The organism is Sphaerochaeta sp. UBA5849, assembly GCA_002432715.1.
Classification (GTDB): Bacteria; Spirochaetota; Spirochaetia; order Sphaerochaetales; family Sphaerochaetaceae; genus Sphaerochaeta.
Map to the genome: position 1 here is coordinate 21,458 of DJGJ01000035.1, position 13,588 is coordinate 35,045.

The following is a 13,588-nucleotide window of genomic DNA, read 5'->3' on the forward strand; positions in this document are numbered from 1 at the left end:
CTTTTATTATAGAGATTTACTTGGAAAATGTACAGACCTTAGAAAACATGGCGGTAACCGAAGCGGATGTACTGCCTGACCATGTCCTGAATTACATCATCGATTGCAGAACCTTGCGCTGTAATCCAAGGCAGGTACGAACCCTCGACAAAAACAATGCCCCGTGAGAAAAGAAACTCATAGGAGAGCGAAAGGGCAAACCCCGCTCCCAGTTCATATCCCACCCCTTGCTCCCAACCCAGGCGGGCCTTCAAGCCCAAGCCCGCCATCACCGGGGAAAGATGAGGCAACCGGTACAGCATGGTAGTCTCGATGCCCGCAGCCTGAAGCGAAGGTGCACGCATCGGCAGGCTTAGCGCAAGGTTCTGCTCGAATGTCCTGTTGAGCATTCCCACCTCCAAGCCCGTTGACATCAACGACTGGGAAATACCTGCATACGGTCTCGCAGCCAAGGTGAAACACGAGAGCAGAAGGATGATGACAAGCATTGGCTTAGCGTATTTCACGGGCCTTGGCCTCCTTGATGATAATTCGTGCTACATCCTCCGGCCCCAACTCGGAAGTATCGATGACCAGGTCCGCAACCGAGGTATCGCTGTTGTCGATGTTGTATAATCGTTTGTACCGTGCACTATCGTTTGCATCACGGCGTCGAGTCTGCTCAAGACGTTCTTCCAGCGTCCCCCCTTCGCGTTGCATGATCCTTCGGGCACGTTCGAGCGAGCTTGCGGAAAGATATACCTTCAGATCGGCCTGCTTGAGCATCCAGATCGCCAGGCGGCTGCCAAGTACGCAATCCGGCTGGGATAGGGCCATCTCAACCTGCCTTCGGTCCACCTCAAGGTCGAATTCATCACTCTCCTCCGCCATTTTGCAGAACGTCCAGAATTCAATGCCCTTCTCTTCGCTGAGGGTACGGAAGGTGAAATTTATCATGGGATACCCCAGTTCATCTGCAACCAACTGAGAGACCGTGGTATTTCCACAACCGCTCTTTCCACTAATAGCAATACGCACGAAATCCTCCGTTACTCGATGTTCCGAATTTGTTCACGAATATTCTCCAGACCGTCCTTCATCTTGACCACCTGGATGTTCAGTTCGACCATCTGGCTCTTGCTGCCGATGGTATTGATCTCCCGATTCATCTCCTGGCAGAGGAAGTCAAGGCGCTTGCCGGTCGGCTCATCTTTTTCCAGCAAGGAGAAATACTCTTTCAGGTGCACTCCCAGACGCTTGATCTCCTCATGCACCGAGTATTTGACGAGCATGACCGCCACTTCCTGCAAAATCCTATTCTCATCATAGTTCTGATCACCGAGCATCTCGTTGAAACGAGACCGCAATGTGTCCTTTACCATCTGCTCCAATTCATTGGCATGGCTCTTGACCACATCCAAGCCTTCGGCGACAAGACCTCCCAAGCGAACCAAGTCCCGCTTGGTGGATTCACCCTCCCGCGTCTTGCTCTGTGAAAACTGCACCAAAGCCGATTCCAGTGTCTCAAAGAGAACCTGGCGGTAGCGTTCGCTGTCGTTGCCTTTCAGGCTCACCAACACACCCTCGCTGCCCAGGTAATCAGATAACCGAGGCTTCAGGGCTTTGCCGGAGAGTGCGGCAATCGAAGCAAATGCGTGTGTATAATTCTTTACAGCTTCTGCGTCTACATACAACTCCACATCACTGGCCAAATTCTTGACCCTGATGTTGACCTCCACATGGCCCCGACTTGCCACCTTTGCGATATATTTGTCGATCTCCATCTCATAGGGGGCCAGCATATAGGGAATATTGTGATTGATATCCAAATAGCGATTATTGTACGACTTCAACTCCACGGCAAGCTGGAATTGCTCGCCTACGGATTCGCTGTATCCGTACCCGGTCATGCTCTTCATGAAAGACTCCTTCTCTGGTGCGCAATACGCTCGCAAAGGCTGCGGTTGTTGCCCGCACCCATCGTAATACACAACCATCGCTCTTGCAACCAGAGGCTGGCAAGAGCGAGGGCGGTATCTTCGTCTTGAGCAAAGGCGCATGTGGTTGAAGTCAGGCTCGATACCTGCCGGGCAAGATGTTGTGCTGGATCAGGACCCGAGGGGCCGTCCCCTCTTGCCGATGCATAGGTGGCCTGCACGATAAGTGCATCGCACTTGGACAGCTCCCGGGCAAAATCATCGGAGAAAGCCCGTGTCCGGCTCGCAGTATGGGGGCAGAAAATCACCAGGATCTTGTGTCGGGGATACCGTTCGTTGAGTTCTTCCAAGCTTGTTCGGATTTCCGAAGGGTGATGGGCGTAGTCGTCGACATACACCACACCATTCTGTTCAAACAGTACTTCGGTTCTGCCGGTACAAGCTGTGTAGGAGCCCAAATGACGCGAAAGATTGGATACCAACGTAAGAAGCACTTCATCGGAGAGCAAAGCCTGGTCCTGGAGGTAGAGCTTCGGCCGTGGACGGTCGAGCAACATTGCAACCGAGAGAACCAATGCGCCGATGTGGTCGCACACCAAGGCCCTCGCTTTCGCTTGGACGGTGAAGGGATTTTCAGGCAGTACTGCAAGCGTATAGCTGTCAGGACCGCTTTGCATGATTCTGAACGGCGGCTTTGCCGAAAAGCCGTACGACAGGATTGTCAGGTCGGGCCGATTGACAGCGGCATACGCCGCTGCTTCACAGGCCCCGGCATCATCGGCGCAGTATATCAGGATTCCTCCGCTCTTGAGCTTGGAGACCAAGGACTCAAAACTGCGCTTCACATCCTCCAAGGAGTGGAAGTAGTCAGGATGGTCAAACTCAATGGAGGTTATCAGCACCGCCCGCAGATCATAGGAGAGAAAATGGTCTTGGTACTCGCAGGCCTCGAAAAGCGCGCACTCACCACCGTAATAGGGATAGTGCTTGAGGCCGGTTTGGGATGAACCGTAGACTGCATAGAACGGAAACGCAGCGTCCGAGGCTTCCCGCAACAGATGGGAAGCCACCGAACAGGTCGTACTCTTGCCATGGGTGCCTGCAACTGCATAGCTGTCCTGGCGCCTGGTAAGCAGGGCGATGAAAGCTGGATATGAGTAGAGGGCGAGCCCGCACCGGGCAGCAGCCTGGAGAATTGGTGTTTGCAGGGGATAGGCGCTGCTGTAAATGACCAGGGAGATGTCGCTGGCCAGCAGATGTTCGGAAAAACCGATATCACAGGCCAAGCCTTCCTGTTCGAGCAAGGCATCGGTGAAGAACACTTCGTCACGGTCGCATCCGCGTACTTGGCAGCCCATCCGCTTAAGCAGGACGGCCAGACTGGCCATGCCTGTACCCTTCATTCCTACCAGATAGCAATGCTGTGACTGCAGATCCATACCAGCTCCCTCTTCAAACGAAAAAAAAGACTGCCACACAGGACAGTCTCGGTTCCAACAACTATGTTTTTAGTTGGATGCAGTTGCCTTGATGTGGGCATTGCAAGGCTTGCAGACCTTGGCTTTCTGACCGTCGATGGTCACTTCATACATAACCTTGACTTCGGTTCTCTTGCAAACGGGGCACTGACCACGTCCATGGTTCACTTCGCTCCTGATCCCACTGCCTCTATGTGCTTTGGACATATACTCTACTCCTTACAGGTTCAAACGTTCTATCGTTTGACTATATAGTGGGCAAACGTGTGTGTCAAGTGGACCCAATTTAGAGGATCAAGGCTACCCCGACAAGCAAAACCGCTTGCTGGCTTGTCGCAGTCTTGGAGTACCACGCAGTGGGCCAACCACAAGCCAAGGTTACCTTGAACGTGTCGAGTTGGGCGTTCAATGCAAGGGTCTGCCTGCCTCGGGCAAGGGAGAATTTCAAAAGGTCCGTGCTCTCCGGCTTATACTCGCGATATCCCAATTGCAGGCTGACCGACCAGGTAGGAAGCAACTGCAACTTGGCCGAAATTCCCAATTTCAGCTCCCTATCGGTATCGGACCCCAGATTTACAAAGTCCAACGCCCCCTGGAATTTCAACAGATGCAGCTGATTGGCATCATCATAGGTTGGAGAGCTGAAAGAGAAACCCCAATCGAGGGTCTTCAGCAAGGAATCCATACTGACCACCAGTGATTGCTCTGCACTGCCGTAGGCAAGCTGGTCGCTGACCACCCCCATCTTGAACCAACGATAATCCAACAGGATCCCGACGCCGAATGTTACGCTGGACAGATCGTCCACCGCTTCATACCGGCCGACGGTGGTCTCGACAAAGTAATCGAGCAAAATTCGATCGTCCTGGATTTTTACCAAGCTCCGTTCACTGACTGCCGAAGCACGTGCAGTTACACCGAACGAGAAAACGGAACGCGATGTGGCCCAGTCGAACTGAAAGAGTGTGGCCCTCTTCCCCACATATTCGGAGGCATCGGAAAACAGTGGGCGATTCTCCAAGGTGTTCCTGTTCTGGATCGAGAAGGCAAGGCTTCCGGAAATAAAGGAAATCGCCCAATCGGCTACAGGCTCTTCCAATCGTGCAGCAAACGGAGAGAGCGTGAAATTCGAAGCATCCAATGCATCCTGGAAACGGGCGGAGGCCAAAAATGAAGTATCCTTGTCCTTCTCCAAACCAAGCAAGGCCGGGTTTGCCAAAAAGGAATCGCTTTCATAGTCAAGGGAAAGCCCGGCGTCGGCCATACCCCAGGCAGAGCCGGAAGCCAAGTCCAAAGGGAGCGAAAACGCGTTCGTCATGCAGAGAATCGAGACAAGCAGGACCAGCATCACCTTTTTGGACATCGTCATACCTCACTCAGACCAAGCATAGCAAAAAATGAAACAACACGCCACCAGTTGTTTGCAAACCTTCTGGATGTGAAGTACCATACACGTATGAAAACCCTAGCAGCACTCCTACAGTCGATAGGCATCGAAGATGCGATGCAAGACGATTCCATACTCATCCAAACCATAAGCCAGCACTCGAAGCAATGCAAACCCAACTCCGTGTTTTTCGCCTTTCATGGACTGAGAACCGATGGGATTCTCTATATCCAAGAGGCGATCGAACAAGGGGCTGTCTGCATTATCAGTGAACGGGACCTCTCCCTGCTGCCGATTCCCGCACACATCCGTTGGTACCAAGTCAAGAAGCCCCATACCGCCTTTGCACGTATGTGTTCCGCTTTCTACGACCGACCGCAGGACAAGCTGGGAATCATCGGGGTGAGCGGCACCGACGGAAAGAGCACCACCTGCGACTATCTCTACCAGCTGCTGCAAAAGAACGGCGTAAAAGCAGGTTTGCTCACCACCGTAAGCATCGACGATGGGTCGACCAAGGTCGACTCTCCCTATCGGCAAAGCACGCCCGAGCCCGACCAGTTGCACGCCTTTTTGCATCGTTGTGTTGAAAACAAGGTTGAAAAGGTCGTTCTGGAATGCACCAGCCACGCCTTGAGCAGCACCTTCGACCGGTTGGCGGGCATCGAGTTCGATGCTGCCATCGTTACCAAAGTAACCAGCGAACACCTGGAGTTTCACCACAGTCTTGAGGAGTACACCCAGGCTAAAGTCAACCTGGTACGAGCCCTCAAGGATGGAGGCTTGTTTATATCAAGCACCGACAACGCCAAACTGGAATACTTCACCGCCGCTCTGAGGAGCACCACCAAAGCACTCATCCTGGGCAAGGATGTGCCCTTTCGCATCGAGTTCATGGGGTACCAGGGCGTATTGGTTGACATTCTGGGACAACGCATCCAGACACCGCTGCTCTTGCCCAGCTTGGCCACCAACGCACTTTTGGCAATTTTTTGTGCAAGCCATCTGACCGGCATCAAGGAAGAGACCCTGCTTCCCCTTATCAAAACCCTCCAGCCGGTCAAGGGCCGAATGCACCTGATCGAGAACTCACTGGGCTTGCGGGTCATCATCGACTTTGCCCACACCGCCGATGCCTACGAAGGAATTTTCTTCTTTGCAAAGCGGACGAGCGAGGGAGGAGACATCATTGCCGTCTTTGGTTGCGCAGGGGAAAGGGACGCCTCAAAGCGATCCCCGATGGGCAGGATTGCGAACAAGTACTGCTCAACAATCATCCTCACCGAGGAAGACCCCCGCAGGGAGGGCAATCAGGCGATTTTCTCCGACCTCCGCTTTCACATGAACAATCCTGCCTGCACAGTGTGGGAGATTGAGAGTCGTCGGGAGGCTATCCGAAAGGCAATCTCGATTGCACAGTCCGGCGACACCCTTCTCTTTTTAGGAAAGGGTCATGAAAAGACCATAGAGCGGATGGACGCAAAAATCAGCTGGGACGAAGTCGCAGAAGTACAGGCCGCCCTGCGTCTACAAGAGGAGAAGAGACTATGACCATAGCCCTCGTCTATGGAGGAAGGTCAGCCGAACACGATGTCTCCATCTGTAGCGCAAAAACCATGCATCAAGCACTCAGGCAGGCAGGCTTTTCGGTGCTTCTCATCGCCATCACCCTCGAAGGCCGATGGTACCTCCAACAAGCCGAGGTGAGCAAACACATCTCAACAGACAAGCCTGTTTTTGCAGCCGCCGGCCTCGGCTTTTTTGTCGGCGATGCAAAGCTTGCCATCGACGCGGTATTCGCCACCACCCACGGATATGGAGGCGAGGACGGCAACCTGCAAGGTCTCTGCATGCTCTCGAGGCTGCCATTGTGCGGCTGCGACACCGTCTGTAGTGCTCTTGGGATGCACAAACACCTGGCCGCAGTAGTATTTGAAAGCGAGCACATCCCAACCGTACCCACCTTGGTGCTGACCAAAGAACAGGTGCAAGACGGGCCATTCGACCAGCTGCTTGTGCAATCGCAAAGCAAACTCGGCCCCGATTTGTTCGTGAAGCCGGAAAACAGCGGATCATCAGTAGGCGTCAGCGCCTTGATGAAGAGCGATCTCCAATCGTTTCAGGATGCTGTGAAACTGGCAGGGGTATACAGCGAACGTGTTCTTGTACAGCAGCTCATCCATCCTTTGCTGGAAGTGGAGACGGCGGTGTTACAGACATCTGACCGGGGTCTGGTCATTGCGGGACCCGGTTTGGTTGTGGATCCTGCCAAACAGAACGTCGGATATCTCAGCTATGAGCACAAATACGGACAGGTTGACCCTGCACATATCAGAATACCCAGCGGTTTGGATGCGGGCATTGAATGCACCATCATCGAGTATGCCAGAAAAGCCTTTCTTGCAATCAAGGGGGACGGGTACGCCCGCATCGACTTCTTTGTAAGTGGAAATCGAATCTATCTCAATGAAATCAATACCTCTCCCGGTATGACCGGCACAAGCCACTACCCCGCCCTGATGGCAAGCATCGGGTATGACCTTCCCACCATTTGCAGGCACTTGGTTGCCGACGCCCTCAAGCGCAATGCCGAGGAACGGCAACGAATCTATACTCCTCCGAGGCGGTAAGGCCTATGGAAACCGTTATTTTCCACGTTGACATGGATGCTTTCTATGCCGCCGTTGAAGTATTGGACAACCCTGCCTACCGGGATATGTGCCTGCTCATAGGAGGCCTGGGAAAACGCTCGGTTGTAGCCACCGCCAGTTATGCCGCCCGCGCATACGGGGTGCACTCGGCGATGCCGATGGCCCAAGCCTTACGGCTCTGCCCCCAGGCCATCGTGGTGGAACCCCGCATGGAGCGCTACAGCCAGGTGAGCAGGCAGGTCATGCAAATCCTCAAATCCTTTTCCAGTGATGTGCACCAGATTTCCATCGATGAGGCATTTTTGGATATGAGCGGAACCTTTCGACTGTTCGGGCTTCCCCGTGAGGCGGGAAGATTGCTCAAGGAGCGGGTGAAACAGGAGACAGGGCTGAACATCTCGGTAGGAATAGGACCCAGCAGGTTCATAGCCAAAATGGCCAGTGATTACGACAAACCCGATGGACTATGCAGGGTCTCGATGGGCAAGGAGATAGCCTTCATTGATGCAGTGGGGCTCAAAAAGTTGTGGGGAGTGGGAAAAGTCACCCAGCAACAGCTGGCAAAGCATCACATAACATCCACAGCGGAGCTCAGGACATACAGCGAACAAACCCTGCAGAGCTTGTTCGGACGGAGCATGGGGCATTTTCTGTATCTTGCCTGCCGCGGCATCGACCCCGGCATTTTCAAGGAGGAAGCCAAAAGCCACTCCATCTCCACCGAGACAACCTTCATCGAGGATGTAACCACCTCTGAAGTGCTCGAGCAGACACTTTTGTGGATGAGCCACGAAGTCATGTTCCGTTCGCTGGATGAGAAACAAATGGGACGCACCGTCGGTCTGAAACTACGTTTTCCCGACTTTACCACCTTCACGGTGCAGGTCACCCCGCAGTCGACCATTTACAGCGCAGAACAGATATACCAGCATGCGAAAATGCTCTTGCAGCAAAAATGGAGCGAAGGCAGGCCGGTCAGGCTCATCGGCCTCGGGCTCTATCAGTTGTACAGTGGTGAACGACCTCTGCAGGAAGAGCTCTTTGAAGATCCATACGAGAAGAAGAGGCGATTGGAGCAAGTGGTGTTGAAGTTGCAGAAAGAGGGGAAGCAAGTCGTCAAGGCAACCAATCTGGAACGAAAAGGCAAGATGACCGGCGGCAATGAAAAAGTGCAGGAATAGGGGAAAGGGCAGCTGTCGACATCACGAAACGACAGCCATCACGCATGCTTGTTCCTTTATATCTTAGTACTTTACTATTTTTTGTTATTTCTATAACACAACTAGGTAAAATTCTGAGTAAACCACTTGGCCGATCAAAAGTGCTACGCATCGTGCTTGCAACACGCTGACTGATCTGTGTTGGACTGGGTTTTGCAGACATCCTGCTTCCAATGCCGCCCGCCACCCATCTTCTGCTTTTGAAAACCCGGTCAGAGCGTATGTACCTTGGCAAGGCGGCTGAGAGTGACCATGCACAGAAAGAGCAACAACAAGATGCAGAACTGCATCAGCGGCATCCATTGCAGGCCCACTGCAGATCCGAGTACGCCGAAAAGAGGCGGGGTGATTGTACTTCCTACGTATGCACTAGCCATCTGCAAACCGATGATGCGCTGACTATCCTCGATGGAGAACCTTCGAGGGGTCTCGTGGATCATGCTGGGAAAAACAGGAGCACATCCCAAGCCCAACATCAAGAGCGAGTATCCGGCAAACGGAAGCGGCGATATGAAGAGAAACGCCAAGGCGAACAGACACAATGCCAAGCCGATATAAATCAACTTGGTATTGGAGAGCCGCATCGATACGAATCCGCTTATCATTCTTCCGCTTGTTATCCCGAAAAAGAAGAGTGAGCCGTACAGGGCGGCCCGCGTTGCGGCCAAGCCCTTCACTTCTACAAGATAGCTGACCGCCCACAGTCCGGTGGACACCTCCAAGGCACAATACAGGAAGAAACCCAGCAGGGCGAAGGGAAGTGCCTTGTGCCTGGTGCGCTTGGTCTTGCAGCTCTCATGCGAATGTGCAACTTGCTTGGCAGGTCGCTCAAACAAGGGAATCGAGGCAAGCAGGGCAAGAGCCAACAGCATTTGCAAAGCAGCCAGGGTGCGATATCCCGCCCTATAGCTTAGTTGCAAGGAGAGAACCAGGCCCATCACCGCCGGTCCTGCAGTCGCTCCCAAACCCCAGAACGAGTGAAGCCAGTTCATGTGCCTTGCCTCATAGTGCAGTGCAACGTAGTTGTTCAGAGCAGAATCGACCGAACCGGCTCCCAGCCCGAGCGGGATGGTACAGAGCATGAGAGAGGGCAGAGTCGATGAGATTGAGTAGCCGAAGAGGGCCAACGATGTCATCAGTACGCTCACCAACGTCACTTTGCCTGTTCCAAACCGGCTGATCAATCGATAACTGAGCAGTGCTGAAGCTACCGTGCCTATGGAGCCTGCAGCGCCCAACAAGCCTGCACTTGCCAAAGGAAGCCCGAGCTCCAGGCGCATGACAGGCCATACGCTGCCCAACACCCCGTCGGGAAGACCAAGGCTGATGAAGGCCAGATAGATGAGAATAAGCAGCAACATGTCAGGCTCCTATCGTAGAGAAATACATGACGACCACGACCGAAAGCACGATGCGGTAGATGCCGAAAGCTGAGAAGTCATGGCTCCTAACATAGGCGATGAGGGCTTTGATGCAGGCCAGGGAGACGAGAAAGGAGCTGACAAACCCGACTCCAAGCAAGAGATACTCCTCTGCCGAGTAGGAGAAGCCAAGCTTGAGGATCTTCAACAGGGACGCCCCTGCCATGATTGGGATTGCCATGAAAAAAGAGAACCTGGCGGCTACCTGCCGCTCCAGGCCGATGACGATGCCTCCCAGGATTGTCGAGCCTGAACGGCTGGTTCCCGGAACAAGGGCAAGCATCTGGAAAAAGCCGAGCAGCAGGGCATCCGTATAGGTGAGGGAATCGAGGTCCTTCACCCGCTTCGGTGCTCTTCCAATGCTGCTTTTCTCCAAAAACAGATAGAGCACCCCGTAGACAAAGAGGGCAAGGGCGATGACCGGCCAGCGATACAGATGCGCATCCATGTAGTCATCGAGCAGAACCCCTGCAATACCGGCGGGAATGGTTGCTATCAGGACTTTGACCCAAAGCAGATAGGTTGCCGTCCGCTGCTGCTTGCTCTTTCGAAAGGAGAAAGGATTGAGCGTGGAAAAGTAAAGTACGACAACAGCCAAAATGGAGGCCAGTTGGATGATGACCATGAACAGCTCTCTGGCATGCTCGCCAAGGTTGATGTGAAGCACCTCGTCCAAAAGCAGCAGGTGCCCTGTCGAGCTGATGGGCAGCCATTCGGTGATTCCCTGTACAACACCCAAAACCAAAGCCTTCAAAATCTCGACCATACATAACCCTCCAAACTGAAGCAAGTCTAGAGCAATCTTCAACGGTTTACAAGGTTGATAAATGCCGCAGCTCTCAGTCAGACCACCTTGTACTGATTCCCTGCAAGTGGTAGATTTGCCTTAGGGGGAGGACCATGGCTCTGCATATTGTCCTGTTTGAACCAGAAATTCCGCAAAATACCGGAAACATCGCCCGTACCTGTGCAGCGGTCGGGGCGACGTTGCATCTGGTTCATCCACTGGGTTTCAGCCTCTCTGAAAAGCATCTGAAGCGTGCCGGCCTCGATTACTGGCCGTTGCTGACACTTCGCGAATATTCGGGAATCGAGGAATTCATGGAACAGAAAAGGACAGAAAACCTCTACTTTTTCACCACCAAAGCTCAACGGATATATGCCGAGGTCTCATACCCGGAGGAAACCTACCTTGTATTCGGCAAGGAGAGTGAGGGAATTCCCGAGACCATCCTCGTAGAACATCAAAACAGCTGTGTACGCATACCCATGCGCAGCCAAGCGCGCAGTTTGAACCTTTCCAACAGTGTGGCCATCGCTACCTACGAATATCTCAGGCAGGCTCAGTTTCCCGACCTTGGCAGAACGGGAACACTGCATCGCCTAGCTTGGAAGGAGTGAGCATGCAGAAGCTCGGAATCATTGGATGCGGCAACATGGGAGGGGCCATAGCACAAAGCCTTCCCGACGGGGCGGTCGTCTATGACAGCGACCAACAGAAAATGGAAGTCCTTACCCGGTTTCCCGGTATCGAAGCGGCCTCCAGTCTTGAGGATCTGCTCGACCGATCACAGCGTGTCCTGCTTGCCGTAAAACCGCAGATACTCCCCTCCCTCTATCCGATACTCAGAAAGCACAACAGCAGTGAAAAAGCTTGGATATCGATAGCTGCAGGAGTTCCTCTTGCGGTTTTGGCAGAGGAGCTTGGAAGTGACCAGGTGGTACGCTTCATGCCCAATATCGCTGCATCACAAAAGGCGGCAGTGACAGCCTATGCAGCACATCCCAACTGCTGGGCGGAAAACCTTGCCTATGCAAGGGACATCGCTCAGTCTTTCGGACAGGCCTTTCATCTGAATGAGAGTCAGTTCTCCGCATTCATCGGCATCAGCGGGTCGGCCATCGCTTTCATGCTGCAATTCTGCCATGCGCTCAGCATGGGAGGGGTCAGGGAGGGCATCCCCTATCCACAGGCTCTTGAGATAGTCAGCGCAACAATGAACAGCACGAACGCCTTGCTTTCCACTTCCAAACAACACCCGGTCGCACTGGCCACCATGGTGTGTTCAGCGGGAGGGACCACCATCGAGGGAATGCAGGCCCTCTGTGAAGGGGCCTTTGATGCGGTGGTGATGCAAGCAGTCGAGGCTAGTTGCAGCAAATCAAAAGCGATGGAAGAACGGGCATTGCTTGGTCGAGAAATTACAGGGAAGAGGTGAAAGAAACAGCATGATTGATTTGAAAGAGTTGAAAGCCAGGCGCGATGAGATTGCTCAGAACATTCGCGTACGAAATATGAGCGTTGATATCGATGCAATCATTGAATTGCAGGAAAAGCGTTCAGCTTTGATGCAGGAAGCAGAAAACCTGAGAGCACAACGCAATGAGAATGCACAGAAAATGAAAGGCAAGCTCGACTCCCAGACCAGGACAGCCTTGATCGCCGAAGGCAAAAGCCTGAAGGAGAGCATCGCCTCGGTCGAAGAGCAGCTGAATGCAATCAACAAAGCCTTCAGTGAGCAGGCTGGAACCATTCCAAACTACGCCCATCCCGATGCTCCAGTGGGAAAAGAGGACAAGGACAACACCGCAATCAAGTTTGTGGGAGACATCCCTCATTTCACCTTCAAGGCCAAGGACCATGTGCAGCTTGGGGAATCGCTGGACCTCATCGATTTCGATACCGCAACCAGGGTTTCGGGTCCAAAGTTTTATTACCTCAAGCGAGAAGCGGTGATCCTGCAGATGGCTCTTGAGCGATATGCAATGGATATCGTGATCAAGCATGGGTTCACCCCTTTCATCACCCCCGATATCGCCAAGGAAGAAATCCTTTCGGGCATCGGGTTCAATCCTCGTGGAGAGGAGAGCAACATCTACACCATCGAGGGTACCGGAGCTTGCCTGGTTGGAACAGCGGAGATTACCTTGGGCGGCTACTATGCCGATCAGATTCTCGAGCGCGAACAACTGCCGATTAAGATGGCCGGTCTGTCCCACTGTTTCCGTCGTGAAGCAGGAGGTGCAGGACAGTATTCCAAGGGTCTGTACCGCGTACACCAGTTCTCCAAGCTGGAGATGTTCATCTACTGCCTGCCCGAGCAATCGGATGCATACCACCAGCAGCTGTTGGCGATCGAGGAAGAGATTTTCAGCGGTCTGGGTCTTGCCTACCGTGTTGTCGATACCTGCACAGGAGATCTTGGGGCTCCCGCCTATCGCAAGTTCGACATTGAAGCCTGGATGCCCGGCCGAGGTGAGAACGGTGAGTATGGCGAGGTGACATCCACCAGCAACTGCACCGACTACCAGGCGCGCTCCCTGTCCATTCGATACCGCGATGAAAACGGGAAAACCCAATTTGTACATATGCTCAACGGAACCGCCATCGCCCTCAGTCGTGCCATGGTTGCCATCCTTGAGAACTACCAAACCGAGGATGGGTCGGTGCTCATTCCCCAATCCTTGGTGCCGTACACCGGCTTCACCAAGATCGAGGCGAAAGCCTAAGGAAG

Annotated in this window: 14 protein-coding genes; 6 read left to right on the top strand and 8 right to left on the bottom strand. The window is 53.4% G+C overall.

The genetic code is table 11. The annotated features are described in order from the left end of the window. Nucleotides 1–38 precede the first annotated feature (38 nt). The 6 genes from B3K89_RS05590 to B3K89_RS05615 form a co-directional block, all read right to left on the bottom strand. Nucleotides 39–506, bottom strand: coding sequence for a hypothetical protein (locus B3K89_RS05590; RefSeq protein ID WP_293890603.1), 468 nt, complete (start codon nucleotides 504–506; stop codon nucleotides 39–41). Beyond that, nucleotides 493–1,017, bottom strand: a complete 525-nt coding sequence (gene cmk, locus B3K89_RS05595; protein ID WP_293890606.1) for a (d)CMP kinase — start codon at nucleotides 1,015–1,017, stop codon at nucleotides 493–495. Before cmk ends, B3K89_RS05590 begins: the two co-directional genes overlap by 14 nt. A gap of 11 nt (nucleotides 1,018–1,028) precedes the next feature. Next, entirely contained in the window at nucleotides 1,029–1,898 is an 870-nt protein-coding gene (locus B3K89_RS05600) for a YicC/YloC family endoribonuclease (RefSeq protein ID WP_293890609.1), read from the bottom strand. After that, the gene (locus B3K89_RS05605) at nucleotides 1,895–3,355 is read right to left on the bottom strand and encodes a glutamate ligase domain-containing protein (RefSeq protein WP_293890612.1); all 1,461 of its coding nucleotides are present in this window, start codon (nucleotides 3,353–3,355) and stop codon (nucleotides 1,895–1,897) included. Before B3K89_RS05605 ends, B3K89_RS05600 begins: the two co-directional genes overlap by 4 nt. Nucleotides 3,356–3,424: 69 nt before the next feature. Beyond that, nucleotides 3,425–3,601 (bottom strand): hypothetical protein, encoded by a 177-nt coding sequence (locus B3K89_RS05610; protein ID WP_293890615.1) that lies wholly within the window; start codon nucleotides 3,599–3,601, stop codon nucleotides 3,425–3,427. 79 nt (nucleotides 3,602–3,680) lie between these two features. Beyond that, nucleotides 3,681–4,763, bottom strand: coding sequence for a hypothetical protein (locus B3K89_RS05615; protein WP_298505292.1), 1,083 nt, complete (start codon nucleotides 4,761–4,763; stop codon nucleotides 3,681–3,683). Nucleotides 4,764–4,850: 87 nt separating this feature from the next. On the opposite strand from B3K89_RS05615, the gene B3K89_RS05620 reads away from it, so the two are divergent. From B3K89_RS05620 to dinB, 3 genes are read left to right on the top strand one after another with little or no spacing between them, the layout of a single operon-like run. Continuing rightward, entirely contained in the window at nucleotides 4,851–6,332 is a 1,482-nt protein-coding gene (locus B3K89_RS05620) for a Mur ligase family protein (protein ID WP_293890621.1), read from the top strand. Further along, nucleotides 6,329–7,411 (top strand): D-alanine--D-alanine ligase, encoded by a 1,083-nt coding sequence (locus tag B3K89_RS05625; RefSeq protein ID WP_293890624.1) that lies wholly within the window; start codon nucleotides 6,329–6,331, stop codon nucleotides 7,409–7,411. The genes B3K89_RS05620 and B3K89_RS05625 overlap by 4 nt, the downstream gene beginning before the upstream one ends. 5 nt (nucleotides 7,412–7,416) lie before the next feature. Continuing rightward, complete coding sequence (gene dinB / locus B3K89_RS05630) at nucleotides 7,417–8,613, top strand: DNA polymerase IV (RefSeq protein ID WP_293890627.1); 1,197 nt, start codon at nucleotides 7,417–7,419, stop codon at nucleotides 8,611–8,613. A gap of 251 nt (nucleotides 8,614–8,864) precedes the next feature. On the opposite strand, the gene B3K89_RS05635 is transcribed toward dinB, so the two are convergent. Then, the gene (locus B3K89_RS05635; RefSeq protein WP_345907169.1) at nucleotides 8,865–10,013 is read right to left on the bottom strand and encodes an MFS transporter; all 1,149 of its coding nucleotides are present in this window, start codon (nucleotides 10,011–10,013) and stop codon (nucleotides 8,865–8,867) included. A 1-nt stretch (nucleotide 10,014) separates the two neighbouring features. Continuing rightward, nucleotides 10,015–10,839 (bottom strand): undecaprenyl-diphosphate phosphatase, encoded by an 825-nt coding sequence (locus B3K89_RS05640; protein WP_293890633.1) that lies wholly within the window; start codon nucleotides 10,837–10,839, stop codon nucleotides 10,015–10,017. A 134-nt stretch (nucleotides 10,840–10,973) separates the two neighbouring features. Here B3K89_RS05640 and trmL point away from each other — a divergent pair, with 134 nt between their 5' ends. The 3 genes from trmL to serS are packed head-to-tail and all read left to right on the top strand — an operon-like array spanning nucleotide 10,974 to nucleotide 13,583. Continuing rightward, complete coding sequence (gene trmL / locus B3K89_RS05645; protein ID WP_293890636.1) at nucleotides 10,974–11,474, top strand: tRNA (uridine(34)/cytosine(34)/5-carboxymethylaminomethyluridine(34)-2'-O)-methyltransferase TrmL; 501 nt, start codon at nucleotides 10,974–10,976, stop codon at nucleotides 11,472–11,474. Nucleotides 11,475–11,476: 2 nt separating this feature from the next. Continuing rightward, the gene (gene proC, locus B3K89_RS05650) at nucleotides 11,477–12,292 is read left to right on the top strand and encodes a pyrroline-5-carboxylate reductase (protein ID WP_293890639.1); all 816 of its coding nucleotides are present in this window, start codon (nucleotides 11,477–11,479) and stop codon (nucleotides 12,290–12,292) included. Between the two features lie 10 nt (nucleotides 12,293–12,302). Further along, a complete protein-coding gene (gene serS, locus B3K89_RS05655; protein ID WP_345907170.1) occupies nucleotides 12,303–13,583 on the top strand; it encodes a serine--tRNA ligase in 1,281 nt (426 codons plus the stop codon). Nucleotides 13,584–13,588: the final 5 nt, after the last annotated feature.

Excerpts from the sequence above, each read along its gene's own strand:
- B3K89_RS05615 (WP_298505292.1), bottom strand. The coding sequence starts at position 4,763 with ATGACGATGTCCAAAAAGGTGATGCTGGTCCTGCTTGTCTCGATTCTC.
- B3K89_RS05600 (WP_293890609.1), bottom strand. The coding sequence starts at position 1,898 with ATGAAGAGCATGACCGGGTACGGATACAGCGAATCCGTAGGCGAGCAA.
- B3K89_RS05640 (WP_293890633.1), bottom strand. The coding sequence starts at position 10,839 with ATGGTCGAGATTTTGAAGGCTTTGGTTTTGGGTGTTGTACAGGGAATC.
- serS (WP_345907170.1), top strand. The coding sequence starts at position 12,303 with ATGATTGATTTGAAAGAGTTGAAAGCCAGGCGCGATGAGATTGCTCAG.
- B3K89_RS05605 (WP_293890612.1), bottom strand. The coding sequence starts at position 3,355 with ATGGATCTGCAGTCACAGCATTGCTATCTGGTAGGAATGAAGGGTACA.
- B3K89_RS05610 (WP_293890615.1), bottom strand. The coding sequence starts at position 3,601 with ATGTCCAAAGCACATAGAGGCAGTGGGATCAGGAGCGAAGTGAACCAT.
- B3K89_RS05635 (WP_345907169.1), bottom strand. The coding sequence starts at position 10,013 with ATGTTGCTGCTTATTCTCATCTATCTGGCCTTCATCAGCCTTGGTCTT.
- dinB (WP_293890627.1), top strand. The coding sequence starts at position 7,417 with ATGGAAACCGTTATTTTCCACGTTGACATGGATGCTTTCTATGCCGCC.
- trmL (WP_293890636.1), top strand. The coding sequence starts at position 10,974 with ATGGCTCTGCATATTGTCCTGTTTGAACCAGAAATTCCGCAAAATACC.
- B3K89_RS05625 (WP_293890624.1), top strand. The coding sequence starts at position 6,329 with ATGACCATAGCCCTCGTCTATGGAGGAAGGTCAGCCGAACACGATGTC.
- B3K89_RS05620 (WP_293890621.1), top strand. The coding sequence starts at position 4,851 with ATGAAAACCCTAGCAGCACTCCTACAGTCGATAGGCATCGAAGATGCG.
- proC (WP_293890639.1), top strand. The coding sequence starts at position 11,477 with ATGCAGAAGCTCGGAATCATTGGATGCGGCAACATGGGAGGGGCCATA.